The organism is Bradyrhizobium sp. CIR18 (assembly GCF_014198295.1).
Classification (GTDB): domain Bacteria; phylum Pseudomonadota; class Alphaproteobacteria; order Rhizobiales; family Xanthobacteraceae; genus Bradyrhizobium.
This window is the reverse complement of the sequence record NZ_JACIHF010000011.1, coordinates 238,051-263,273: the sequence shown is the minus strand read 5'-3', so window position 1 is coordinate 263,273 and position 25,223 is coordinate 238,051. Positions and strand designations below refer to the sequence as shown.

At 65.4% G+C, this 25,223-nt stretch carries 21 protein-coding genes; 8 read left to right on the top strand and 13 right to left on the bottom strand.

Annotation, left to right across the window (positions count from 1 at the left end):
* Positions 1 to 279 precede the first annotated feature (279 nt).
* Positions 280 to 516, top strand: a complete 237-nt coding sequence (locus tag GGD65_RS29200; RefSeq protein WP_179734115.1) for a helix-turn-helix domain-containing protein — start codon at positions 280 to 282, stop codon at positions 514 to 516.
* Positions 517 to 612: 96 nt separating this feature from the next.
* Here the strand turns inward: GGD65_RS29200 and GGD65_RS29195 are convergent, their stop codons facing one another.
* The 12 genes from GGD65_RS29195 to GGD65_RS29140 all read right to left on the bottom strand — a co-directional run bounded on the left by GGD65_RS29195 (position 613) and on the right by GGD65_RS29140 (position 13,542).
* Positions 613 to 1,293, bottom strand: coding sequence for a response regulator transcription factor (locus tag GGD65_RS29195; RefSeq protein WP_183237421.1), 681 nt, complete (start codon positions 1,291 to 1,293; stop codon positions 613 to 615).
* A gap of 274 nt (positions 1,294 to 1,567) precedes the next feature.
* Positions 1,568 to 3,145, bottom strand: coding sequence for a Do family serine endopeptidase (locus tag GGD65_RS29190; RefSeq protein ID WP_092256476.1), 1,578 nt, complete (start codon positions 3,143 to 3,145; stop codon positions 1,568 to 1,570).
* A 221-nt stretch (positions 3,146 to 3,366) separates the two neighbouring features.
* Positions 3,367 to 4,710, bottom strand: a complete 1,344-nt coding sequence (locus tag GGD65_RS29185; RefSeq protein WP_183237420.1) for a methyl-accepting chemotaxis protein — start codon at positions 4,708 to 4,710, stop codon at positions 3,367 to 3,369.
* Between the two features lie 105 nt (positions 4,711 to 4,815).
* Complete coding sequence (locus tag GGD65_RS29180) at positions 4,816 to 5,298, bottom strand: cytochrome c-type biogenesis protein (RefSeq protein ID WP_018315828.1); 483 nt, start codon at positions 5,296 to 5,298, stop codon at positions 4,816 to 4,818.
* Between the two features lie 4 nt (positions 5,299 to 5,302).
* On the bottom strand, positions 5,303 to 7,285 hold the full coding sequence (locus GGD65_RS29175; protein WP_183237419.1) for a heme lyase CcmF/NrfE family subunit: 1,983 nt from the start codon (positions 7,283 to 7,285) through the stop codon (positions 5,303 to 5,305).
* Positions 7,282 to 7,809, bottom strand: coding sequence for a cytochrome c maturation protein CcmE (gene ccmE, locus GGD65_RS29170; RefSeq protein ID WP_028143008.1), 528 nt, complete (start codon positions 7,807 to 7,809; stop codon positions 7,282 to 7,284). The genes GGD65_RS29175 and ccmE overlap by 4 nt, the downstream gene beginning before the upstream one ends.
* Positions 7,810 to 7,846: 37 nt before the next feature.
* Positions 7,847 to 8,956, bottom strand: a complete 1,110-nt coding sequence (gene ccmI, locus GGD65_RS29165; protein WP_092256895.1) for a c-type cytochrome biogenesis protein CcmI — start codon at positions 8,954 to 8,956, stop codon at positions 7,847 to 7,849.
* Between the two features lie 131 nt (positions 8,957 to 9,087).
* Positions 9,088 to 9,357, bottom strand: coding sequence for a hypothetical protein (locus GGD65_RS29160; protein WP_028143006.1), 270 nt, complete (start codon positions 9,355 to 9,357; stop codon positions 9,088 to 9,090).
* A 100-nt stretch (positions 9,358 to 9,457) separates the two neighbouring features.
* On the bottom strand, positions 9,458 to 10,858 hold the full coding sequence (locus GGD65_RS29155) for a hypothetical protein (RefSeq protein WP_183237418.1): 1,401 nt from the start codon (positions 10,856 to 10,858) through the stop codon (positions 9,458 to 9,460).
* Positions 10,859 to 11,019: 161 nt separating this feature from the next.
* Positions 11,020 to 12,396, bottom strand: a complete 1,377-nt coding sequence (locus GGD65_RS29150; protein WP_018315822.1) for a sensor histidine kinase — start codon at positions 12,394 to 12,396, stop codon at positions 11,020 to 11,022.
* 94 nt (positions 12,397 to 12,490) lie between these two features.
* Positions 12,491 to 13,156, bottom strand: coding sequence for a response regulator transcription factor (locus GGD65_RS29145; protein WP_018315821.1), 666 nt, complete (start codon positions 13,154 to 13,156; stop codon positions 12,491 to 12,493).
* 230 nt (positions 13,157 to 13,386) lie between these two features.
* Entirely contained in the window at positions 13,387 to 13,542 is a 156-nt protein-coding gene (locus GGD65_RS29140) for a hypothetical protein (protein WP_018315820.1), read from the bottom strand.
* A 237-nt stretch (positions 13,543 to 13,779) separates the two neighbouring features.
* Between GGD65_RS29140 and GGD65_RS29135 the strand changes: the two genes are divergently transcribed.
* The 7 genes from GGD65_RS29135 to GGD65_RS29105 all read left to right on the top strand — a co-directional run bounded on the left by GGD65_RS29135 (position 13,780) and on the right by GGD65_RS29105 (position 23,611).
* A complete protein-coding gene (locus GGD65_RS29135; RefSeq protein WP_183237417.1) occupies positions 13,780 to 14,775 on the top strand; it encodes a Ku protein in 996 nt (331 codons plus the stop codon).
* 57 nt (positions 14,776 to 14,832) lie between these two features.
* Positions 14,833 to 15,069, top strand: a complete 237-nt coding sequence (locus tag GGD65_RS29130; protein ID WP_018315818.1) for a hypothetical protein — start codon at positions 14,833 to 14,835, stop codon at positions 15,067 to 15,069.
* Positions 15,070 to 15,358: 289 nt separating this feature from the next.
* Positions 15,359 to 15,523, top strand: coding sequence for a Flp family type IVb pilin (locus GGD65_RS29125; protein WP_018315817.1), 165 nt, complete (start codon positions 15,359 to 15,361; stop codon positions 15,521 to 15,523).
* Between the two features lie 215 nt (positions 15,524 to 15,738).
* Positions 15,739 to 17,280, top strand: a complete 1,542-nt coding sequence (locus GGD65_RS29120) for a thymidine phosphorylase family protein (RefSeq protein WP_183237416.1) — start codon at positions 15,739 to 15,741, stop codon at positions 17,278 to 17,280.
* The gene (locus tag GGD65_RS29115; protein ID WP_183237415.1) at positions 17,277 to 18,197 is read left to right on the top strand and encodes a ribose-phosphate pyrophosphokinase; all 921 of its coding nucleotides are present in this window, start codon (positions 17,277 to 17,279) and stop codon (positions 18,195 to 18,197) included. Before GGD65_RS29120 ends, GGD65_RS29115 begins: the two co-directional genes overlap by 4 nt.
* Positions 18,194 to 19,789, top strand: a complete 1,596-nt coding sequence (locus GGD65_RS29110; protein WP_183237414.1) for an MBL fold metallo-hydrolase — start codon at positions 18,194 to 18,196, stop codon at positions 19,787 to 19,789. The genes GGD65_RS29115 and GGD65_RS29110 overlap by 4 nt, the downstream gene beginning before the upstream one ends.
* Positions 19,790 to 20,857: 1,068 nt before the next feature.
* Positions 20,858 to 23,611: a calcium-binding protein gene (locus GGD65_RS29105; RefSeq protein ID WP_183237413.1), complete on the top strand. Its 2,754-nt coding sequence runs from the start codon at positions 20,858 to 20,860 to the stop codon at positions 23,609 to 23,611.
* Positions 23,612 to 24,228: 617 nt separating this feature from the next.
* On the opposite strand, the gene GGD65_RS29100 is transcribed toward GGD65_RS29105, so the two are convergent.
* Positions 24,229 to 24,900, bottom strand: a complete 672-nt coding sequence (locus GGD65_RS29100) for a type 1 glutamine amidotransferase domain-containing protein (RefSeq protein WP_092256502.1) — start codon at positions 24,898 to 24,900, stop codon at positions 24,229 to 24,231.
* Positions 24,901 to 25,223 lie beyond the last annotated feature (323 nt).

Here is a 25,223-nt window from a genome sequence, read left to right as displayed (position 1 = left end):
AGCTCGACAGATGCGATGATAACACGAATATGATCCGTTCGACGTAGTAGCGGCGAGCCGTATCAGGATGACGTATCCATCGCGATCTAGGCGCACGGTGCAGCAAGTTTGCTTTCCTTGGTGTTGAGCCACCAACAGAAATAATGTTTGCAGTGCTTCATGGCCGTCAACCGCACTGTAGGCGAACCAAGCAGGCACCAGCGTTGGCAACATAGGTCGAAGCGTAAGCCGATTGGATCCGCCACACTGTCGTGACTCCGCAAAAGATCGAGCTTTGAGATGAACGAATTCGGACAGAAGGGTGAGGTACCGCTCTCGGAACGATTCGCGGTGTCACCTGAGGAGGCAAGCGCCCTCACCGGGATCGGATTGACTTCCATTCGCGAAGCGATCAGCGCCGGCAAACTTAGGGCTAAGAAGCACGGGAGGCGCACGATCATCTTGCCCGAAGATTTGAGAGTGTGGCTGGGAACACTGCCCGACGCCCGGAAGCCGATTGTAGAAAGCCCCGCTTAGGCGGGGCTTCTATTTTGAGCCAACGGCAAAAGGATTCGGTAAGAAATTGGCAATCAAGAACCAAGCCCACTGAAGAACTGCAGTAGGTACCGCATCTTATCTTATTCCGTCACGGATCATGTACCCGGCGCCGCGGATCGTGTGCAGCAGCGGCCGCTCGAAGCCCTTGTCGATCTTGGAGCGCAGCCGCGAAATGTGCACGTCGATCACGTTGGTCTGCGGATCGAAATGATAGTCCCAGACGTTCTCGAGCAGCATGGTGCGCGTCACCACCTGGCCGGCATGCTTCATCAGATATTCGAGCAGGCGGAATTCGCGCGGCTGCAGCGTCAGCTCGTCCTTGCCGCGGGCGACGCGATGGGAGAGCCGGTCGAGCTCGAGATCGCCGACGCGGTAGAGCATGTCCTCGGCAGGTCCCCCGCGGCGGCGCGACAGCACCTCGACCCGGGCCAGCAGCTCGGCGAAGGAATAGGGTTTTGGCAGATAGTCGTCGCCGCCGGCGCGCAGGCCCTTGATGCGGTCGTCGACCTGTCCGAGCGCGGAGAGAATCAGCACCGGCGTCGTGTTGTCCTGGTCGCGCAGCGCACCGATCAGCGACAGGCCGTCGCGCTTGGGCAGCATGCGGTCGACCACCAGCACGTCGTAATCGCCGTTCTCAGCCATGGCGAGGCCTTCCTCGCCGTCGGCGGCGTGGTCGGCAATGTGTCCGACTTCGCGAAACGCCTTCACGAGGTAGTCGGCGGATTCGCGGTCGTCTTCAATGATGAGGAGGCGCATCGTGCGTTCGGCGGCGGTCAAGGAGGTCAACCTTCTCTAAACATGGCGCGAGCGGCAATCGCATGCAAGCCGAGGGGGAGACTCTGGCATCGAGAAAAAGGCGGGCGGTGAAGCTGGGGGGACTTCACCGCCCTAGGCCTTCCGACGGAGGGGGGCGTAATTCCACCGGAAGGTAGACAGGGGAAGCGAACGTTGCGCTGCTTCCCAGAAGGGCGCCGTCGGCGGGGGCGACTGATGCCGGCGACACCCTTCATCTCGTAGGCCTCCTGAAGCCTCAGCCCTTGGCGAGGGGCACCGCGACGAAGCGCGACTGGCCGCCGCTCTTCACGCGCATCAGGACGCTGTTCTTGTTGTCGGTCCGCGCCATGTTGATGGCATCGCGAACTTCGCCGGCGGTGGCCACGCTCTTGCCGCCGACTTCGAGAATCACGTCGCCTTCCTTGAAGCCGCGCTCGGCCGCGGCGCTCTTCGGATCGACTTCGGTGACCACGACGCCTTCCTTGCCGGCGCCGGCCACCGAATTGGCGGGCGCAACGGTCATGCCGAGCTTGGGCACGTCGGTGCCCTTGCTCGCACCCTTGCCGCTGTCATTGTCGTTATCGGCCTTGGCCTCGACCGTGTTCGGCAATTGGCCGAGCGTCATGTTCACGACCTTGTCCTGGCCCTTGTGCAGCACGTTGAGCTTCACGGTCGCACCGGGTGCCATGCCGCCGATGGTGCGGGCAAGCTCGCGGGCGTCCTTGACCGACTCGCCATTGACCGCCGTGATCACGTCGCCGGACTCGATGCCGGCCTTCGCGGCCGGACCGTTCGCTTGCGGCTCCGCCACCAGCGCGCCTTCGGCCTTCTTCATGCCGAGGCTCTCGGCGATGTCGGAGGTGACAGGCTGAATCTGCACGCCGATCCAGCCGCGGCTGACCGAGCCCTTGTCCTTGAGCTGGGCGACCACGCTCTTCACGGTGCTCGCGGGAATCGAGAACGCGATGCCGACGCTGCCGCCCGAGGGCGAGTAGATGGCGGTGTTGACGCCCATCACTTCGCCGTTGGTGTCGAAAGCGGGACCGCCGGAATTGCCCTTGTTCACGGGCGCGTCGATCTGGATGAAATCGTCGTACGGACCGTTGCCGATGTCGCGGCCGCTCGCCGAGACGATGCCCGCGGTCACGGTGCCACCGAGGCCGAACGGATTGCCGACCGCGAGCACCCAGTCGCCGATCCGCGGCTTGGCGTCGGCGAGCTTGGCGAACGGGAAGTTCGAGCTGCCCTCGACCTTGATCAAAGCGAGGTCGGTGCGCTGGTCGGTGCCGATCACCTTGGCGGTGTAGGTCTTGCCGTCATCGGTGGTGACCTCGACCTTGTCGGCGCCGTCGACCACGTGGTTGTTGGTCACGGCAAAGCCGTCAGCCGAGATGAAGAAGCCCGAGCCCTGACCCTGCACAACGCGGCCACGGCCGCCCTTCAGGCCCGGGAAACCATCCGGACCGCCGAAGCGGCGGAAGAAGCGCTCCATCGGCGAGCCCGGCTGGAACGGCGAGGAGGAATCATCGCCGTCGTCGTTGCTCGCGGTCTTCTCCTTGATATTGACCTTCACCGAGATCACCGACGGCTTCACACGCTCGACGATGTCGGCGAAACCGACCGGGCGTTCGACCTTGCGGACCTCGTTGTTGACCTGCGCATGCGCCGGGGTCGAGAACAGGTCGGCCGGCGAGGTCGAGGGGCTGAAGCCATAGACGGCCGCGCCGAGACCGGCGACGACCGAGGCCATCAGCGCGAACTTGCGCGCGGAAAACACCGACCGGCGCGGCTGCCGGTAGGACGGAAGGTTCGAGAGGTCGGGACGGTCGGTCATGCGGAGATCTCCAGGGCCTTGAAATCCATTTGGTGCCCGATGGCGGCACCTTACGGTCCTGAAGATGGGGGCTCCCGCCTTACCGTGCGCTGGCGGCGGGGTTAAACTTTTGTAATGAAGGGCCAGGTGCGATGCGGCAGTTCGGCGCAGACCGAAAATTGTGGCCTCACAGGAACTTAACCGAGTTCCCGTGATGGCGTCGCAGGCGCGTTTTGGCGCGCTCAGCTTGCCCTGACGCTGACGATGAACTCGTCGACCTCGCGCTTCAGGGTCGCGGCCTGCTGCGACAGGTCGACCGCGGAATCCCGCGCCTCGGCGGCCATGCGGCCGGTCTGTGCGGAGGTCGAGGTGATCTGGACGATATGGTTGGAGACGTCGAGGGTTCCGTGCGCGGCGTTCTGGGCGCTGCGCGTGATCTCCTGCGTGGCGTTGCGCTGCTGGGCGGTATCGACCTCGATGCCGGACATGATGGACGAGATCTCCGACAGCGTCTTGGAAATGCCGTCGATCGCGCCGCGCGTCTCCGCGGTGATGCCCTGAATGCTGGCGACATGAGAGGTGATCTCCTCCGTCGCCTTGCTGGTCTGATGCGCCAGATTCTTCACCTCCGAGGCGACCACCGCAAACCCCTTGCCGGCCTCCCCTGCCCGCGCCGCCTCGATGGTGGCATTCAGCGCCAGCAGATTAGTCTGCGATGCGATCGCCTGCACGAGCTGCACGACCTCGCCGATCTTGTCGGCGGCATCCGACAGCGTGTGGATGGTGTCGCGGCTCTTCTCCGCCTGGGACGCCGCGCCCTCGGCGCGCTGGGTCGCGTCGGTGACGCGGCGGCTGATCGTGCCGATCGAGTTCGTCATCTCCTCGGCAGAACCTGCGACCGTCTGCACGCTGGCGCTGGCCTGGCTCGCCGCGCTCGCGACTGCATTGGCCTTGGTGCTGGTGTCGTTGGCGGTCCGCGACAGCGTCTCGGCGTTGCTCTTCAAATGCACGGCCGATGAGGCCACGCTGTCGACGACGCTGGCGACGAGATCGTTGAAGCGCTTGATCCGGTCGTCCAGGAATTTCGATCGCTCGGCCTGGTGCTGGGCTTCGCGCAGCTGCTGCTCGGTGAGATGGCGCCGCTCGAGCCCGTTGGTCTTGAAGACCTCCAGCGCACCGGCGAGCAGGCCGATCTCGTTGGTGCGGCCAAGCCCCGGAACCGATGTCTGGAATTTCTGGTCGGCGACCTCGCGCATGGCGTGCACGATCGCGGCCAGTGGACTGAGGATGCCGTTGCGCACGGCGAACCAGGTGGTGAAGCAGATCGCGACGGCGACGACGGCGATCACGCCGCAGGCCATCAGGAAATAGGAGAACGCAGTCTGCGCCTGCTGGTAGATCTGCATGGCGTGGTCGCGCGCGGGGCCGCTCAGCGCGGCGAAGTCCGCCGACAGGCTGGTGATCTCGTTGTTGAGATAGAGCACCGCGATGAAGCCGGTACCGCCGCCGATGCCCAGCAGAAACAATAATGCAGTGACGACGGCGCCGACCAGGAAGCGGATCGTCAGATTGCTGTTCGCGAACATGGGGGGACTCAAAGGCTGGAATCGAATCTTGCGACAAGCTTCCAGACAAAGGTCAACAGAGCATGAAACAAGCTGCGCCAAGCGGCCTAAGTATCATTACGTAGCCTAGGACGACTTCGCATCATCGGACATCAACGCGGCGAGCCGCGCCTGTTCGTCCGCAGTGAGCGGCGGAGCAGGTACGTCTGCACCACTGCGCGCACGACGCCGGATTTGCAGCCAAAGCGCCACGCCGCCGCCGATCAGCAGCAGCGGCCCGAGCAGCCACAGCAGCAGGGTCTGACGTTCGAAGCGTGGTTTCAGCAGCACGAACTCGCCATAGCGCGCGACCAGGAAGTCGAGCACCTGCGAGTTGCTGTCGCCGGCGCCGATGCGCTCGCGCACCAGGAGCCGCAGGTCGCGCGCCAGCGGCGCATCGGAATCATCGATCGACTGGTTCTGGCAGACCATGCAGCGCAGCTCGCGCGACAGCTCCCGCGCGCGGGCTTCCTTGGCGGGATCCGGCATGATCTCGTCGGGCTGCACGGCGTGGGCCGCCGGCAAGGCCAGCAGCATCAGCAGGACGAACGCGGCCATCATCCGGCGCATCGGATCACTCCGCCGGCTGGAGGCGCTGCTTGGCCCGCGCCGGCTTCGGCGCGCCGACCCGCAGGCGCCGGTCGGACAGCGACAGCACGCCACCGAACGCCATCAGCACCGGCCCCCACCAGATCAGCAGCACCAGCGGCTTGTGATAGATCCGCACGGCGATGGCGCCCTCGGCATTGGCCTCGCCGAGCGAAATGTAGAGCTGGCTCGCGCCGCGCGTCAGTAGCGCGGCCTCGGTGGTCGAGGAGCCGCGGGTGGTGAAGCTGCGCTTGGAGGGCGTCATGACGCTGAGCGGCTTGCCATCGAGGCTGACGTTGAACTCGGCGATCATCTCGCGGTAATTCGGGCCCTGACGCTGCAGCAATCCGTCGAGCTTCACGTCGAAGCCGGCGATGTGGGCGACGTCGTTCTGCTTCATGGTCGCGATATATTCGCTATTCCAGGTGGTTTCGCAGACGATCCCGATCAGCGCGACGCCGAGGCCGGCATGCGCGAACGCCGTGCCCCAGGCCGAGCGCGGCATGCCGCGCGCCCGGTGCAGCACCGTTGCGAACGGCAGCCGCACGAAGCCGGTCCGTTCGACGATGTCGGTGACCGCGCCGCCGATGACGAAGATGCCAAGCCCGATCGCGAGCGGCGCCAGCGTGCTGCCCCCGCTGGCCCAGCCCCAGGCGATGGCGACGGCGACGAGCCCGGCAACGCCCGCAGCTAACAGGCGCTGCGTCACGCCGAGCAGATCGCCGCGCTTCCACGCCAGCATCGGCCCGAACGGCACGGCAAGCAGCAACAGGGTAAACAGCGGCGCGAAGGTGAGATTGTAGAAGGGCGCACCGACCGACATCTTGAAGTCGGCGAGCATTTCCATCGCGAGCGGATAGAGCGTGCCGAACAGCACGACCGCGCAGGCGACCGTGAGCAGCAGATTGTTCAGCACCAGCGCACCCTCGCGCGAGATCGGCGCGAACAGGCCGCCCTGCTTCAACGACGTGGCGCGGCCCGCGAACAGGGCCAGGCTGCCGCCAATGAACAGGCAGAGGATCAGCAGGATGAACACGCCACGGGTGGGATCGGTGGCGAAGGCGTGCACCGAGGTGATGACGCCTGAGCGCACCAGGAAGGTGCCGAGCAGTGACAGCGAGAAGGTCAGGATCGAGAGCAGGATGGTCCAGACCTTCAGCGCGTTGCGCTTCTCCATCACCAGGGCCGAATGCAGCAGCGCGGTACCGGAGAGCCACGGCATCAGCGAGGCGTTCTCGACCGGATCCCAGAACCACCAGCCGCCCCAGCCGAGCTCGTAATAGGCCCAGTACGAGCCCATGGCGATGCCGAGCGTCAGGAATATCCAGGCGACCAGCGTCCAGGGACGCACCCAGCGCGCCCAGGCCGCATCGATCCGGCCCTCCATCAGCGCCGCGATTGCGAAGGAGAACGAGATCGAAAAGCCGACATAACCGAGATAGAGCATCGGCGGATGCACGGCGAGCCCGATGTCCTGGAGCACCGGATTGAGATCGCGGCCCTCGACCGGCGGGGTGGCGATGCGCAGGAACGGGTTCGATGTCACGAGGATGAAGAGGTAGAAGGCGCTGGCGACCCACGCCTGCACGGCGAGCACGTGCGCGCGCAGCGACAGCGGCAGATTGTTGCCGAACGCGGCGACCAGTCCGCCGAACAGCGCGAGGATCGACACCCACAACAGCATCGAGCCTTCATGGTTTCCCCACACGCCGGTGATCTTGTAGAGCAGCGGCTTCATCGAGTGGGAATTCTCGTAGACGTTGGCGACGGAGAAGTCCGAGTTCACGTGCAGCATCACGAGAGCGACGAACGAGGCACCGACGAACAGCAGCTGCGCCAGCGCCGTGGAGCGCGCCACATTCATCAGCGCGACATCGTTCAGGCGTGCGCCGATCAGCGGCACAATCGACTGGATCAATGCGAGCCCAAGCGCCAGCACCAGCGCGTAATGTCCGGATTCTGCGATCACCGCATTGCTCCCTGCGGGTTGCCCTGCGCGGTCGTCGCCGCGGGCTTGCCCGCGTCAGACGTCTTGCCGCTGTCAGACGGCTTGCCGCCGTAATCGTCCTTCCAGTGCCCCTGCTTCTTCAGGGCGTCGGCGACGTCCTTGGGCATGTAGGTCTCGTCGTGCTTGGCAAGCACCGTATCGGCCTTGAACACGCCATGGGCGTCGAGCGCGCCTTCAGCGACGACGCCCTGCCCCTCGCGGAACAGGTCGGGCAGGATGCCCTTGTAGGCCACCGGCAGCTTGGCATTGCCGTCGGCAACCTCGAAGGTCACCGCGAGATTGTCGCCGCGCTGGAGCGAGCCGGGCTGCACCAGTCCACCGAGGCGAAACCGCTTGCCTGGCTCGACGTGCTTCTCGGCGACCATGGTCGGCGTCGAGAAGAACACGATGGAGTCGCGAAGTGCATTGAGCACCAGCGCGGCCGCGAGCGCGAGCACGGCGAGCGAGCCGCCGATGATGGTCATACGTCGCTGCTTGCGCGTCATGGCGTATCCGTTCTCCGCTTCGCTCGTTCCGACATCGTCATCCGCCGAGCCCGAGAGTCCTGAGGCCTTCGTTGAGCTGGCGCAGCCGCTCGGCGTCGCTGGCAACCGCCTGCCGGGCATCGGCCGATGCCCCCATGGCCTTGTCCCGCTCGCCCATCACGAGATAGGCGCGCACCAGGCGCAACCATCCATCGACGTCGTCGCCGTTCTGCTTCAACCGGGTGGCCAGACGATCGACCATGCCGCGCACCATCGCGTTGCGATCGCCTTCGGCCATATCCTTGGACGCAGCAATCGTCTCGTCCGACAGAGCCGGCATCGTCCCGCCACCGACCCGCGCCAGCGAGGACTGCACCAGGGCACGCCATGGCGCATCCGCGGGCGCTTTCACAAGCAGCGCGCGCCAGATCGTGGCTGCATCGCCCTTGCGACCATCCTGCTCGGCAGCAAGGCCCAGGAAGTAGTTCGCCTTGGGATCGTCCGCGTTCAGGGCCTGCGCACGCTCGAACTCCGCCTTGGCCTCGACGGTCACCACACCGCCGGCGGCAGCCGAGATCGCTTCGCCGAGATCGGACCGGCGCTCCGCGCTCTCGCCATTATAGGTGAGCGAGTTGCGATAGGCACGCACCGCATCGTCGAAACGGCCGAGCCGCTCCAGCACCGGCGCGAGCACATTCCAGCCGCGCCCGTCGGTCGGATTCTTCTCCAGATGCTGCTGGACCTGCACGACGAGATTCTCGAGCGACTGCGCCACGCCGGACCCGGATCCGCGCTCGCGCTGCGCCAGGGGAAAGTCCTGAAGCCGGGGCGAGCCGAGTGGCATATAAATGCCGATCGCAACGAGCGGCAGGCCCGCGAGCGCCAGCACGGCCGCCGCGCGGCGCCATTTGAGATTCGATTTCGGCGCCATGGCTGGCTCGCTGGCGGCCGCAGCGAGCAGCCTGCGGCTGATCTCGACGCGCGCAGCCTCGGCGTCCGGCGCGGGAATCAAGCCTGCGGCGAGATCACGCTCGATCTCGGCCAATTGGTCCTTGTAAACCGCGACCTCGCTGCCCTGGTCTTGCGCGCGTCCATTGCGGCCAAGCGGCCAGAGCACGGCGAAAATCGCCGCGACCGTCATCAGCGCGAACACGAACCATAGCGTCATCTGGCAAGCTTCCGGCAGCGCACGAACCGCGCCCATAGGTGGCTTTACACCACGGCCGGACGATGCGGCAATTGACAATTGTCAATTTGGCGCGACCGCGCGCGGTCTCGAAACGGTGAAAATCCAACGGCTTAGCCGATCTCGAAGTCCGTACTTTGCGCGGCGTCCTCACCGTGGCCGTTGAAGGCCCTCAGGAAGTATGTTCCCGGCTTGACTGCGTCCGGCAATCTGATGCGCAGCGCTCCGACCGGAACCGGGGATGCAACCCTCGTGATTGTCTCGGAGAGTTGCCGACCGCTTGCCTTCTCGACCAGCACCACTTTGGCACCGACCATCAGTCTCTGATACTTGGCAACAATGATGCGGTTCTCGATTTCGATGGAGCTGATAACGGGTTTCATGCGCCCACAAATAGAAGTTCCCCGGACTTGCACGGGGACCGTACGGCGCACCACTGGCACCGTCAACCACAAATTGTGATCACGAAAATATGCGCTTAGGTTAGCTTGCGCGCGACGATTTGCGCTCGCCGGTCGCTGCGTTCTCCGCGGCCCGGCTCATCAACGAGGCGTAATCATCGCCAAACAGCACCTGGCAGAAGCGAATCGCGGCCTGCACCTGCTGCTGCCGATAGGTGCGCACCTTGTGATCGGCGGCGCGCAGCGACTGCACCAGCTGCTCGGTCGAACGTTCGACATATTGCTGGAGGTCGGAATAGGTGCGCAGCGTCACCTCGTTGATCGCAAGCTCGCTCGCATAATTGCGGCAGGTCGCGACGAAATCGATCAGCGCCGCCGTTTCCTCCACCTCGGTGCTGTCGATCCGCGCACCCGGCGGAATGTCTTTCTCGGGGCGCTGGCGCAGGATGCGGCGAACCCGGCCGGGAACGCTGTCGATCTCGGATTGCAGCGCATTGGAGATGTCGGCCCGGATCGAGGTCAGTTGCTTGCCCCAGGCGGAATCGTTGCGCAGGTCGAGCTCGGTGCGCAGGCCGCGCACGCCGTCGTGCAACGCCTTGAGGTTGCCGGCAACATTGTCGAAATGGCCGCGCTTGATGTCCATGCGCAGGGTGGCGGCAACACAGGACAGGTCGTGCAGCGCGATCGTGACGGCAACGCCGTAAGGCGTCGCCGCGACGCGGATCTCGTCGTCGGACGCGGCAATCTTGATGGCGAGGCGGATGATCTGCCACGGCGCAGTCATCCGCTGCACCACGATCGACAGCGCGAAGGGCAGCATCTGCGGGGTCTGCAGCACCGGAATGTTGAGCGCCGACGTCACCGAGGCGATCTGGGGATCGCCGAAAGCGCGCAAGGTGCGCGGCAGCTTCTCGTTCAAGCCGGCGATGGCCTCCCGGACCTGAAGCACCGCTCCGATCGAATAGAGGTCCTCGATCACGTTGGGCGCGCCGACCCGGGCCAGCGCGCGCGACTTGTCGCCGCCGCCGGGACCGGTCAGCTCGAAAATGGCATCCGCAGCCACCCCCTGGAGCTTCTGCGCGAGGGCCTCGACCTGCCCCGCACTATCGGGGGGCATCCGCGCCAGCGCGGCCTCGAATTCGTTCACCTTGCCCGGTGCGCCGTCGCGGCCGAGCCATTGCCAGATCGGCTGGAGCGAGTTGCGGCGGATCTGGCCGACCCGCAGCGGGACGCCAGCCTCGATCAGGAACGGTTCCAACGCCTGGAACAGCAGCCGCGACAGATCGTCCGTGCGCGGCGGCGGGGCTTCGTCGGCTTCGGACTTGCGGACGATCTTGCGCAACTGCTCGAGCACCAGGGTCGCGACGGCCGTGTCCTGGCCGCGCTCCAGCGCGCGCTCGAACTCCCGCATCAGCAGCGCCTGCGCCTGCGGCGGGAGCTGCGCGAGATATTCCCTCAGCCGCTCGATCGATGTCTGGCTCATGCGCCCGGGTAATGCACGGTAAAATGGCGGACATGGGATGGGTCCGGCGCGATCATAGGAGGCCCCCACTTAAGAAGCCGTTTAGGACGTCGGACCGAATCCCGCCAGTTTGCTGCGGCCGGGCATCGACGAGGACGAAATAACCTCGTCGGAACAATGGATTACATGCCGGGAAGGACCAGTTCAGCGCGCAGGCCGCCGGTCGGCGCACCACCGAGCGAGAGGCTGCCGCCATAGAGCGCGGCGAGGTCGGTCACGATCGACAGCCCCAGACCCGAGCCGGGCTTGGACTCGTCGAGCCGCTGGCCACGCCGGGAGACCTGCGCACGCTCGGCTTCCGACAGGCCACGGCCGTCGTCATCGACGATGATCCGCAGCCGCGGGCCCACCCCCGCCTGGTGCGGCGGCTCCACGAGGACCTCGATGAAGACGCGCAAGGCCGCCCATTTGCAGGCATTGTCGACGAGATTGCCGACCATCTCCTCCAGATCCTGCCGCTCGCCGCGAAATTTTGCCGACGGATCGGCCTTGGCTTCGACCACGATGCCGCGGTCGCGATGGATCTTCTCCATGGTCCGCCGCAATGCCTCGATGGCCGGCGCCACTTCCGTCACGGTCGCGACCACCGAGACTCGCGCCGCGATACGCGCGCGCTCCAGGTGATGAGCGACCTGGTCGCGCATCACATCCGCCTGCTCCATCACCTTGGCCGCGAAGGGATCGGTGATGTGGGCGCCGGCCTCGTTGACGATGACCGAGAGCGGCGTCTTGATCGCGTGGGCGAGATTGCCGACATGGGTGCGCGCGCGCTCGACGATCTCGCGATTGGCATCGATCAGCGCGTTGGTCTCGCGCGCCAGCGGCGCGATCTCGACCGGGAATTCGCCCTCGAGCCGCTCCGCCCGCCCGGAACGGATGTCGGCGATCGATTCCGAGATGCGCTTGAGCGGTGCGAGGCCGAAGCGGACCTGGAACACGGTCGTCAGCAGCAGCACGATGCCGAGCGCGGTGAAGGTGCCGCCGAGATAATAGTCGAAGCTGCGCGTCTCGTCGAAAATCTCGGTGTCGTCGCCGGCGACGCTGACCAGAAACTTGCCATCGGCGCCGAGATCGACGGGACGCTCGACCATGCGCAGATTCTGCCCCTCGGGCCCGTCGACATAGGCCAGCCGGATGCCGGCGGCGGTGAGCTCGGCGCCCTGCTCTTCCAGCTTCGGCAGCTTCTTGTCCCAGAGCGAGCGCGAGGAGCGTACCTCCGGTTTCTCGGTGTCGGTCCGCGTGATCTGCCAGTACCAGCCGGACAGCGGCAGCTCGAACAGCGGCTCGCCCAGCGACTGGAACTGGCGGTCGGGCGGCTCGTCGGGAGTTGCGACCTCGGCGATGAGGGTGCGGAGATAGAGATTGAGCCGCCTGTCGAAGGCGCGCTCGGTGGCGTTCTTGTAGACCGACGACAGCACCACGCCGGTGATGGCCAGGATCACCACGAGCCAGGCGGTCGCCGACAGGAACAGGCGGGTCGCAAGCGAACTAGCGGCCATCGGAATGATCCCGGGAGGCGCAGGATGGCGGGGCGTCAGAGCTCATGACCGGACCAAGGCCCCTGCCGGGCTGCCCGTCAAGCCCCGGAACGCGTCAGGCGGCCGGCGGGGTCAGGAGATAGCCGAGGCCGCGGACGGTCTGGATGATGTCGACGTCGAGCTTCTTGCGGATGCGGCCGACGAACACCTCGATCGTATTGGAGTCACGGTCGAAATCCTGATCGTAGAGGTGCTCGACCAGCTCGGTGCGCGAGACCACGCGCCCGGAATGGTGCATCAGGTAGGCCAGAAGCCGATATTCGTGCGAGGTCATCTTGACCGGATTGCCGGAGACGCTGACGCGGCCGGTCCTGGTGTCTAGCGTGACGGGACCGCAGCTCAGCTCGCTCTGGGCATGGCCGGTCGAGCGGCGCAGCAGCGCGCGGATGCGCGCCAGCACCTCCTCCAGATGGAACGGCTTTGCGACGTAGTCGTCGGCGCCGGCATCGAAGCCCTGCACCTTGTCGCTCCAGCGGTCGCGTGCGGTGAGGATCAGGACCGGCATGGTGCGGCCGTTGCGGCGCCAGGCCTCCAGCACCGAGATGCCGTCCTTCTTCGGCAGGCCGATGTCGAGCACGACGGCATCATACGGTTCGTTATCGCCGAGATAGTGCCCCTCCTCTCCGTCGAAGGCGCGATCGACGACATAGCCGGCGTCGGTCAACGCCTTGGTGAGCTGGCGATTGAGATCGGGGTCGTCCTCAACAACGAGCAGGCGCACGCTTCTCTCCAGACATAGGCCGCATCAACACCACACCAGATGAGCAATTCCGGCGTGAACTGAATATGAACGCGGGGAACCGGGCGCGTTACTTTTTGGTCATATACGATAGGTCAGCAGCCGATGCGACCGCGCCCGCCATGCGACCGGACGAGCCGGCAACATGGCGGGCGCAGTGTGCCGCGTCCCGCGGCAGGTCGGAAGGTCCGCCCTTCCCGTGAATTCGGCCGTCAGGTCCGGAAGAACACGAACCAGATGACGGCGAGGATCAGGATCGCAAGCCCGGTCGAGATGGCGAGCAATGCGGCAACTGACGGCCCAGGTTCGCCCTGACGCGCCTCGGTTGGTGTTTCGACGATCTGACGCTGCTCTCGCGTGGTTGCCATGATGCCCTCAATCTCTGCGTGTCGCCTCCGATGACCGCGACCTCCTCGCAGCCGTGTATGCGGAGCCAACGCCCGATCCGATGTGATGTTCCGGCTTTTGCCACCCGATCGGGACAGCAACCCCACGCCCTACGGCCGGTTAACGCAGTTGCAAGATTCAACGCCCGGCCTTGCTATGATTCGCTGTTTCCCGATGGTATCCTCGTAAGTCTGTCCTTGTTGCGTTTGGAGTAGCCCATGGCCCCCCGCGCCAATTGGAAGGGTTTTCTGCGTTTGTCGCTCGTGACCTGCCCGGTCGCGCTCTATCCGGCCACTTCGGATACCGAGAAGGTCTCCTTCAACCAGATCAACCGCAAGACCGGCCACCGCATCAAGTACCTCAAGGTCGACGCCGAGACCGGCGACGAGGTGACCTCCGAGGACATCGTCAAGGGCTACAAGGTCGACACCGACACCTATATCGAGGTCACCAAGGACGAGCTCGACGACATCGCGCTCGATTCGACCCACACGATCGATATCGACGAGTTCGTGCCGAAGGCCGACATCGACAACCGCTATCTGATCCGCCCCTATTATCTCGTGCCCGACGGCAAGGTCGGCCATGACGCCTATGCGGTGATCCGCGAGACCATCCGCAGCATGGACAAGGTCGCGATCGGCCGCGTGGTGCTGACCAACCGCGAGCACATCATCGCACTCGAGCCGCTCGAGAGCGGGCTGATGGGCACGCTGCTGCGCTATCCCTACGAGGTCCGCAGCGAGACCGAATATTTCGACGACATCCAGGACGTGAAGCTGACCAGGGACATGCTCGACCTCGCCAAGCACATCGTCGAGAAGAAATCCGGCGCGTTCGAGCCTGAGCTGTTCGAGGACCATTACGAGACCGCGCTGATCGATCTCATCAACAAGAAGCGCAGCGGCGCCCCGATCACCGCCAAGGCCGCGCCGAAGAGCGGCGGCAACGTCATCAACCTGATGGACGCGCTGAAGAAGAGCATCGCGAACGAGAAGGACGCCGCGCCTGCGGCGAAGGTCGCCAAGGAAGCAGCCAAATCCAAGAAGCCGAAGAAGCGCGTCGCAGGCCAGCGCGAGATGCTGCTGCCGATCGCCGGCAAGGGCGGCAAGGACGCTGCTGCGAAGACGGCGACCAGGGAAGCGACCAGGGAAACTTCGAAGAAGGCCGACAAGCCGGTGCGCGCGCCTGCTCGGGCGAAGAAGGCCAGCTAGCCGCATCCCCCCGCGATTGCGCCGTGATGCCACCCCTCGCCGATCAGGCGGCCTGACATGCCCTGGTCGACGGCGTTCGACGATCCCGTTCGCGTGAGCAACAAGCGCCAGCTGCTGACGCTTCAGGAGGCGGCCGACTACATCATGCGGCTGCCCGAGGACGTCCAGCACGAGCCGCGCTGGCAGACCGCCATCGAGACCTTGATCAATGCGGCCGAGACGGGCGGCGGCTGGGTGATGTTCGCCCGCATCGCCATGTTGCGGGCGTTGAATGCGGACGACCGGCGCGGATGAGCGCCATGGTGTCCTTGCCGGCCCGTTGACGAACAGGCTCAACAATCGGTTAAGCGGCCGCACGATCGCGCCCTGACGGGCGCTGCGCCCGCGCAGCCCGGCGGAGCCCTGCCGGTATGAATTCATTTGGACGGATCGATAGAACCTTAATTTAATGAATGCCGTCGTATGAGCAGGAACGCGTTCGCCGGGGCTTAATTCTTTTGGCGCGCATGAATACTTATTCGATCCTTTTGCAAGTCCGATAACGACGCGACCATACGTTGGATCGGATGAACGGGAGTTGGCAATGCGTTTGCTTAGGTCCTTCCTTGCCGATGAGAATGGTGCAACCGCGATCGAGTACGGCCTCATTGCCGCAGGCATCGCGCTGGCGATCATAACGGCCGTGAACACCATGGGCGGCGCCCTCCTCAACAACAAGTTTGTCGCGATCAGCACGGGGATAAAGTAGCCCGATCCACGATTTGGCCGGCCAACATCGGCGATATCGCCACGGCATTCGGCTTCCCCTGTCATTTCCAGACCGACGCGCCTGCAGCAGCGCGCCTGCGTGACGGCCCGCAACAGCCCACCCATGTCCCTCGCGCGGGCCATGATCTGGGTCAACAGCATCAGAACGGCGATGTCTAAGCATGGAGGCCGTGTTTCCTCCCTGCCGGCCTGTTCATGCATCCAGACCTTCCGCACTCCCAACTGAAGATCCGCCGCGTCCGGCTCGATACCGGCCGCGAGAACGTGGTCGTCGTCTCCAGGCAGTCGAAGGCGCTGCGCGCCGAGATCTTCCGCGGCTTCAGCCGCGTCGAGCTGCGTCAGGGCAGCAAGGTCTTGCTCGCGACGTTGCTGATCACGGACGACGATACGCTGGTGGCCCCGGACGAGATCGGACTCTCTGAACCCGCGTTGCGGCGCTTCGCGCAAGGCGCCGGCACGCTGGTCACGGTCAGGCCCGCCGCGCCGCCGGAGAGCCTGGAAGCGGTGCGCGCGAAGATCCGCGGGCGAACCCTGAGCCAGGCCGAAATCGGCGCGATCATCAACGACCTCGCGCATTATCGCTACTCGGACATGGAGATCGCCGCCTTCCTGATCGGTTCGGCGAGCTTCATCACCAGCGACGAGCTGCTCGCCCTCACCGGGGCGATGGCCCAGGCCGGCACGCAATTGGTGTGGCCGACGCCTGTCGTCGTCGACAAGCATTGCATCGGCGGCATTCCCGGCAATCGCACCTCGATGGTCGTGGTGCCGATCGTCGCCGCCCATGGCCTGCCGATCCCGAAGACTTCGTCGCGCGCCATCACTTCGCCTGCCGGCACCGCCGACACCATGGAGGTCCTGGCGCGGGTGAATGTCGGCGTCGAGGAGATGAAGGCGATCGTCTCGGCCTGCAACGGCTGCCTGATCTGGGGCGGGCACGTGAACCTGTCGCCGGCCGACGACGTCCTGATCTCGGTCGAGCGTCCGCTGTGCCTCGATACCCGCGAGCAGATGGTCGCCTCCATCATGTCCAAGAAGATCGCGGCAGGCTCGACGCATCTGTTGATCGACATTCCGGTCGGCCCGACCGCGAAGGTCACCAATGGCGTCGAGGCGATGAGGCTGCGCAAGCTGTTCGAATTCGTCGGCGACCGTTTCGGCCGCACGGTCGAGGTGATCACGACCGACGGAAGCCAGCCGATCGGCAACGGCATCGGGCCGGTGCTCGAGGCCAATGACGTCATGGCCGTGCTCGGCAACGACAAGGACGCGCCGCGCGACCTGCGCGAGAAATCGCTCCGGCTCGCCGCCCATCTGCTGGAATACGATCCGAAGCTGCGCGGCGGCGCCGGCTATGCGAGGGCGCGCGAACTGCTCGACAGCGGCGCGGCGCTGAAGCAGATGCAGAAGATCATCGACGCCCAGGGTCCGTCGACATGCAGCAGCGAGCTCGGATCGCTCAGCTTCGACGTCAAGGCGGCGCATGACGGCACCGTGTCCGCGATCGACTGCCTGCGTCTGAACCGCCTCGCCCGCACCGCCGGCGCGCCGCTCGACAAGGGCGCCGGCATCCGCCTGTTCAAGAAGATCGGCGATCGCGTCGAGCAGGGCGAGCCACTCTATCGCGTCTACACGTTCGACCGCCCTGAGCACGATCTGGCCGCCGATGCCGCCACTGAGGAGACCGGGTTCATCGTCAACGGTCATGACGCCCTGCAAGGCAAGTCAGCGTCGTGAGCACGATCGCGCTCCAGACACTGCCCGGCGGCAGCGATGCGGCGAAGCACCTCGCGGCGCGGCTTGGGCTTTCCTGCGGCGAGATCGCCGTGCATCGTTTTCCGGACGGCGAGCTGCGCGTTGCCGTCGCGCCGGCGACCGACACCACAATCCTCCATGCCCCGCTAGACCAACCCAACGACAAGCTGATCGCCCTGCTCTTCGCCGCGGAGGCGCTGCGACGCAACGGTGCGAAGCGGCTGGTCCTGGTCGCGCCCTATCTCTGCTACATGCGGCAGGATGCTGCATTTCATGCGGGCGAGGCCATCAGCCAGCGTGCCATGGGCAGTCTGCTTGCAACGACCGTGGATCGCATCGTCACCGTGGATGCGCACCTGCACCGCACCCCCGACATCAGGTCCGTCTTTCCAGGCATCGAAGCGGAGAACCTATCCGCCATGCCAGCGATCGCGAACGCGCTGGCCACAAGCGGCATCGACCCCGCGACTATCGTGATCGGGCCCGACATGGAGTCCGAGCCCTGGGTGAGCGACATCGCGAGCCGGCTGCGACTGCAGCACACGGTGGCGCAAAAGACGCGGCACGGCGATCGTTCCGTGGCCATCAGCTTTGCCGATCCCGGCCTGCTCTCGGAACGGCCGGCGCTCCTGGTGGACGACATCGTCTCGTCCGGGACCACGCTGATGGCCGCGGCGAAGGCTCTGACGGCGATGGGCGCCACCTCCGTCGATGCGGTCATCACGCACGCGCTGTTTCCGCCTGCGATGATCGGTGCATTCACCGAAGCCGGCATCTGCTCGATCCGCTCGACCGACAGCGTGCCGCATCCGACCAACGCGATTGCGCTCGACGAGAGTCTCGCGGCCGCCTTGCGGTCCGAGCTGACCACGATACATCTTCCGGAGACGACGCCATGAGCATCACCGTTCGATTTTGCGGCGCCGCCCGCACCGTGACCGGTTCGAGCTATCTGTTCCAGACCGCGACCGGCCGCTTCCTGGTCGATTGCGGCCTGTTCCAGGGCCAGAAGACGCTGAAGGAGCTCAACTACGGCGCCTTTCCGTTCCGCCCAGCCGATATCGATGCCGTGCTGCTCACGCACGCCCATATCGACCATAGCGGCCTGCTGCCGAAACTCGTGCGCGCAGGATTCGACGGACCGATCCTGGCAACGCGCGGCACGATCGACCTCTGCTCCTACATGTTGCCAGACGCCGGCAGCATCCAGGAATCGGAAGTCACGCAGCTCAACCGTCGCAATGCCTCGCGCGGACGCAAGGAGGTTCAGCCGATCTACACGCAGGCCGATGCCATTGCATCGCTGCAATCGTTTCGCGCCGTCGACTATGAACGCTGGACCGACGTGATCCCTGGCGTCCGTGCGCGCTACTGGAACGCCGGCCATCTGCTCGGCTCGGCCTCGATCGAGCTCGAAATCGCCGAACGGGGCGCGCCACGTCCGCTGCGCGTGCTGCTGTCCGGCGATGTCGGGCCGGAGGCCAAGCTGCTGCAGCCCGATCCCGAAGCGCCGGCCGATTTCGACTACGTCATCTCGGAAGCAACCTACGGCGACCGGCTGCGCGAGGCCACCACACCTGATCTCCGCCGCAAGCACCTCGCGGCCGAGGTGCGCGATGCCGCGACGGCCGGCGGCGCGCTGTTGATGCCTGCCTTCGCGGTCGAGCGCACCCAGGAGCTGATCGTCGACCTCGTCGACCTGATGGAGCACGGCGAGATTCCGACCGCACCGATCTTCCTCGACTCTCCGCTTGCGATCCGCGCCACCGAAGTGTTCCGCCGCCATGCCGAGAGCCTCGACCCATCCGTCGACGCTGCGCGCCTGCTCAACTCGCCGCATCTCAAATTCACCGAGACCGCGGACGAGAGCAAGGCGATCATGCGCCTGTCCGGATTCCATATCATCATCGCCGCGAGCGGCATGTGCGACGCCGGCCGCATTCGCCATCATCTGAAGCGCTGGCTGTGGAACGAGCGCGCGACCGTGCTGCTCGCCGGCTTCCAGGCCAACGGCACGCTCGGCCGCTTTCTCCAGAACGGAGCCAAGGCCGTGCGGATCCAGGGCGAGGAGATCAAGGTCGCGGCCCGCATCCGCATGATCGACGAATATTCGGGCCATGCCGACGGCGCCGGCATCGCCAGCTGGATCGCGGCGCGCCGGCCCATCGCCCGCGGGCTGTTCCTGGTCCATGGCGAGGAAGACGCGATCGCGGGCCTCGCCGAACGCGTCGCCGAGCGCATCGTTCCGGCGGCCAGGGTCTACCAGCCGATGCTCGACGATATCTACGAGCTCGCCGCTGCCGAACCGCGCGTGCTCGACGTCGATCACCGCCGGCGGCTCGCACCGGAGGCCGTGACCCGTCTCGACTGGCACAACGAGATGTCGGAGCTCATGCTCGACATCAACGACAGGGTTGGGGCAGCCGCCGACGACCGCGCCCGCGGCGTCATCATCCGAAGGCTGCGCCGCGCGCTGGAGGAGAAGGCGTAGCGGGAGGCTGAATGACGTTTGACCGCAAAGCGTCGCAGACTCGTCGTTGCGGAGTGCGGAAGCGAGCGTGCGGCCATAGTGCGTCTGACTCGTGTCCCGGACGCGCTGCAGCGTTCTTTGATGCATGGGCCCCGGCTCTGCAGCGCACCACGCCGCGAAGACGCGGCGCGTTGCGCTGCGTCCGGGGCACGAGACCGATTTTTTTGCGATAGACGATAGACATGGCTGCTCATCCTCGCGGCTGGTTTCGCCCGAGCTTTGCTGTCTTCTTCCGCCCCCGTCAAAAGCAAGGGCGCAGGGAAGGCCGGGCGCCGGCTGGCACCCGAAGTCCCGCGTGTGCTCAAGAAGCGCGCACGGGGTGGACGACAGGTGTGCCGGTCGCCCGGCCTTCCCTGCGCGATGGTTTTCACGGTGTCCTTCGTGCTCTCCTCGGGGAGCGATGCACTATTGCCCCCGTCGCCTTGCGGGAATGATCGATGCGCGCCGGTTGGCGCGACATCACCGCAGGACTTGACGCACAGACCCCGGGCGTCAGGACCACACGACTTCTCCGTCCGCGCACATCCCCATCCGCATTCCCGATTGCTGGCGTGCGCTCGCCATCGAGACTGGACAGAGACGCTGTCAGCGCCGTGTCGTATCGCGCCTGTCGCCGCTCACGGGTTTCCCCGCCCTGCAACCAACATGACGCGCTGACGCCGTCGCGGCCACCGCATCCCGGCCCGCGTCCCGTGACGATCGCGAAACGCCCCTTGTGGCGGGCGGGATGTTTCGGCTTGTACGGGAAAACGGAATTTCTGTAAATACGAATATTTTGACGCGAGGGGGTGGACCCACCGCTGGTGTGTTTTGCCCGTCGGGCAACACAACGAATGGTGGTTGGGGTGGTCGAGCGCCCCGAAACCCGCGCTCCTTCCGAAAATCAAGCTGTTCTCAAGAAAAACAGGAGGCCCTCGGAAGAGCTTCGTCAAGCCGGAACCGGCATCCCGGCCTACAGATGAGATCGTCTGCCGTTCGCCCCGGCAATACCGCCGCACGGCCCATTTCGATCACGCAAAGCGAGTGCACATGGCTGTCACAGCAAATTTTTCTGCCGGAATCCTCAGCATCGTTGGCAACGGCCACAACAACACGGTCTTGTTGGGCCGCAACGCAGCCGGGACGATCGTTGTCAACCATGGCACGGTCGCAATCAAGGGTGGCCCCGCGACGGTCGCCAACACCAAATTGATCCAGGCCTTCGGCCTCGACGGCAACGACATCATCACGATAGACGAGAGCAACGGCGCGATGCCTGCGGCGAACCTGTTCGGCGGCGCGGGCAACGATACGCTGACCGGCGGATCCGCTGGCGACATGCTGTTCGGCCAGTCCGGTCACGACACGCTGTTCGGCAAGGGCGGCAACGATTTGCTGTTCGGCGGCTCCGGCAATGACGTGCTGATCGGCGGCGACGGTAACGACCAGATGTTCGGCGAAGCGGGCAACGACCGCATGATCTGGAACCCCGGCGACGACAGCGACCTGATGGAAGGCGGCGAAGGCACCGACACCGCCGAGGTGAACGGCGGCAACGGCGGCGAGACCTTCGCCATCACGGCCAACGGCACACGCGTGCGCTTCGACCGGGTCGATGTGGCCCCGTTCTCGCTGGACATCGGCACCACCGAGAACCTCGTGCTCAAGGCCGGCGGCGGCGACGACGTCGTCACCGCAACTGGCAATCTCGCCGCACTGATCAATCTGACGATCGACGGCGGGGCCGGCAACGACACGATCCTCGGCGGCAACGGCGCGGACCGCCTGCTGGGCGGCGATGGCAACGACTTCATCGACGGCAATCAAGGCAACGACACCGCCCTGCTCGGCGCCGGCAACGATACCTTCCAGTGGGATCCCGGCGACGGCAGCGACAAGGTCGAAGGACAGGCCGGCACCGACACCCTGTTGTTCAACGGCTCGAACATCGGTGAGGAGATCACCCTGTCCGCTGCCCATGACGGACGCACGCTGCTGACCCGCAATGTCGGCAACATCACGATGGACCTCGACGGCATCGAAACCGTCACCATCAACGCGCAGGGCGGCAGCGACAACATCGTCGTCAGCGACCTGACGAGAACCGACGTCAGGCAGGTCAATATCGATCTCGGATCAGGCGGCACCGGAGACGGGGCGGCCGATACCGTGACGCTCGAAGGCGCCCGCAGCGCCGATACCATCGAGGTGTCCGGCTCCGGCAATTCGGTTGCGATCACGGGATTGCCGGCCGATGTCGCCATCAGCAGTGCGGAAGGCGCGAACGATGCGCTTCTCATCCAAGGCCTCGGCGGCAACGACACGATCTCGGCGGCGGCATTGGTCGCAGGGATCGTGCACCTGACGATCGATGGCGGCGCCGGCAACGATACGATCCTCGGCAGCGCCGGCAACGACACGCTGATCGGCGGCGACGGCAATGATTTCATCGACGGCAACCAGGGTAACGACGTCGCCCTGCTGGGCGCCGGCAACGATATCGTCCAGTGGAATCCGGGCGACGGCAGCGACACCGTCGAGGGCGGCACCGGCGTCGACGCGCTGCGGTTCTTCGGCGCCAACATTGCCGAGAACATCGCCATTGCCGCCAACGGCGATCGCGCGCTGCTGACGCGCGATGTCGCAAACATCACGATGGACCTGCACGGGGTCGAGCAGGTCGATATCCACGCGCTGGGCGGGAGCGATCATGTCACGGTCGGTGATCTGACCGGCACCGACGTGACGCGGGTGAACATCGACCTCGGCGGTTCGGCCGGAACGCCCGACGGCGCCGTCGATACCGTCGCGGTCGATGCGACCCAGGGGGCCGATACGTTCGGCGTCAGCGGCAATGCCGCCGGCGTCACGGTGTTCGGCCTGCACGCGGCCAGCCACCTGACCGCAATGGACGCAACCGATCAGCTGACGCTCAATGGCCTTGCCGGCGACGACACCATCGACGCCGGCGGGCTCGCCGCCGGCGTGCTGCAGCTGACGATCAACGGCGGCATCGGTAACGACACCATCATTGGCAGCCAGGGCGACGACCTGATCAACGGCGGCGACGGCAACGATGTCGCGCTGATGGGCGCGGGCAATGACACCTTCGTCTGGAATCCGGGCGACGACAACGACACGATCGAGGGTCAGGCCGGCAGCGACACCCTGCTGTTCAACGGCGCCAACATCGCGGAAACCATCAACATCTTCGCCAACGGCGCCCGCGCCGAGCTGACGCGCGACGTCGCCTCAATCACGATGGACACGGGCGGCGTCGAGACGATCGCGTTCAATGCCCGCGGCGGCGCCGACAAGATCATTGTCGGCGACATGAGCGGCACCGACGTGACGCAGGTGAAGATCGACCTTGGCGGCGTCCCCGGCACTCCCGGCGGCGACGGCGCGGCCGACAACATCGTGATCAACGGCACCACCGGCGACGACGTCATCACGCTGTCGCTCAACAGCAACGGCGCGCTGGTGATCGACGGCCTGGCAAGCCAAATGGTGATCGAGAATTTCGACTTCAACGACACCATCACCATCAACGGCCTCAGCGGGGACGACGTGATCGAGGCGTCGGGCGTCGGCCCCGGCGGGCCGCATCTGGTCTTCGACGGCGGTGGCGGCGACGACGTGCTCATCGGCAGCGCCGGCAACGACACGCTGCTCGGCGGGGTCGGCGACGATGTGCTGATCGGCGGCGGCGGCCTCGACGTGCTGGATGGCGGTCCCGGCGACAATGTCGTGATTCAATCGCTGCTCGCCCAAGCAAGCTTCCATGCGGGCACGCTGGTCTGAGCCGACGAGGCGCGCTTCGCCCGGCGCCGGCAGGACTTGCCTGTCGGGCCATGCAGCCGAATACCGCCCGGATGGCGCAGCGCGCTGTCCGGGCCATGACGCTTTGACGGCAAGGCTGGTCCTGATACTCTGTCCGCGTCGTGGTTCGGCGGGCCATGCCATCGATCGTTGAACCTGAGCTGCCGAAAGGATGCGGATGAGACGCGTGACGCTCCTGGCTCTCGGCCTCATGTTTGTCGTCGCATGGCCGCACCAGAACGCGAGAAGCCAGACTTCGGTCGCCCCGCCGGTTTCGCTTGCTGCGCCCGATGCGTCGCCGCGTCCGGGTGCCACCAAGCCGGCACGTGTGACGACAAACAGGGCTCCGCCGGCGGCCGGCGGAGAGACTTCGAGACCCACGATAGGCGGGCCTCAAGCGATACCGAATCCGGCCGCCGACTACGACGGCTTCAGCATCGGCACCGTCGATGACAATGACGCCCCGCACCAGGCGACGCCGCCAATGAGGTCACGCGCCGCAAAGAACACCGGGTCCCATGCGGATGCGGATGGCCCCGATCAGGAAGATGGGGCGTTAAAGCGAAAGCTGATGATCTGCCAGGGCTGCAGATAGGACGTCACCGATCCTTAAGGGCGGACAGCAACTCTTTTCCCAACGGTCCGGCCGAAGCGGGGTTCTGCCCCGTGATGAGCCGGCCATCGACGACGACGTGAGGTTGCCAATTGGCGGCCGACGAGTAGTCGGCGCCCTCGGCCCTCAACGCGTCCTCGAGCTCGTAAGGCACATCATCGCGGGCGTAGTCGTATTCTTCCTTCCTCGAGAAGGACGTGAGCTTCTTGCCGCGCACGAACGGGGTGCCATCACCGAGGTTGACGCCGAGCAGCGCGCACGGCCCGTGACAAACAGCGGCGACGAGCTTGCCGGTGGTCCAGGCGCGCACGACGGCACTCTGGACCGTTGCATTGCGCTGGATGTCCACCATGGGCCCAAGACCGCCGGGCACCAGGATGGCGTCGTAGTCGGCAGCGTCCACCTCGGACAGTCTGCGACTGTGATTCAGGCGACGAAAGGCCTTGCTCGCGAGAAAATCTCTCTGGGCGGGATCTTTCTCGTCATACGCATCGTAGGGCGTCCATCCCCCGGCCGGGGATGCGAACTCGACCGCGACCCCGGCCTTGTCAAGCACTTCGAAAGGATGGGCGATTTCGGCGAAAAAGAATCCGGTCTTGCGGCTATGCGGACCGATCACGGCTGCGTTGGTGACGATGAAGAGGACATGCTGGGTCACGTTTTCTTCCTTTCGATGACGCCGTGTGGGGTCGCGCTGGTGCGACGCGGGGAACGCATCAGTTCGGACAGGGCTGCCCGGCTATCTCGGGAACAACGTCGACGCTGCGGTTGATCCCGTTCACCCTGAGCTCGATCATGTCGATATGCCCCTTCGCAATGTCGACGCCAGCGTGCTTCGAGCATCCGTGACTGTCAAACCGAATCCCCTTTGCATCGGTGCGCGGTTTCAAATTCGCACGGCAACGATTACAGATGCCAATTCGGAAGCAAGCCGGATGCGGTGAGTTCCCTATTGCGACAGCAGCGCAGCGCATGAGTACG